The organism is Chryseobacterium indologenes, assembly GCF_001295265.1.
Taxonomy (GTDB): domain Bacteria; phylum Bacteroidota; class Bacteroidia; order Flavobacteriales; family Weeksellaceae; genus Chryseobacterium; species Chryseobacterium indologenes_A.
The window spans coordinates 1-599 of the sequence record NZ_LJOD01000065.1 but is presented as its reverse complement, the minus strand read 5'-3'; the positions used below and the strand labels follow the sequence as shown (position 1 = coordinate 599).

General features: G+C 38.1%; 1 protein-coding gene. It reads right to left on the bottom strand.

Annotation, left to right across the window (positions count from 1 at the left end; genetic code table 11):
• Positions 1–599, bottom strand: a 599-nt coding sequence (locus AOB46_RS22745) for an RHS repeat-associated core domain-containing protein (RefSeq protein WP_131724466.1), incomplete at both ends; no start/stop codon positions are given.

Sequence of the window (599 nt, the reverse complement as noted above, 5' to 3'; positions counted from 1 at the left end):
GTATTATCTTTGCCACCTATATCTGCTGTTTGAATTCCGAATTCAACATTAACCTCACCAGCTGCCATCCAATCAGCAACCTGATTAAAATATTCCATTCCTTTAGCCTCGTCTCCTTTGAAATTTATATACTTATCTCCAGTAGAATAATATTGGTACTCATTTTTTTTGATGAAGTCCTTTTCTCCAATATCATATCCGCCGTCATTATTTTCTTTTAATTTTCTTTTTTCTCCTTCCCCTTCAAAGTTTTTAGATGTGTAAATAACATCCCTATCTGATTCCCCCCTTCTGGTTAAATATCCCTTGTCATCCATCTCATAAACATCCAAATTCATTCCGTTAGGATCAATAAAACGGATTGGGTTATTTCCTCCATAATTATATGTTGACATTGGCTGGTACATTTCCGCCAGAGGATCCACCACACCCCATCTACCCAGGTCAGGCATATACATTCTTGCTCCATAATCATACATCCCGGTCTCCTGCAACTCCTTGCCGTTGTACTTATAACTAAGATAACTTCCTAATTTCCCTTTGGAGATCTGTCCGTCAATATGGTTCAGGCCAAAAGGATAATAGTTGTTCACATCGGT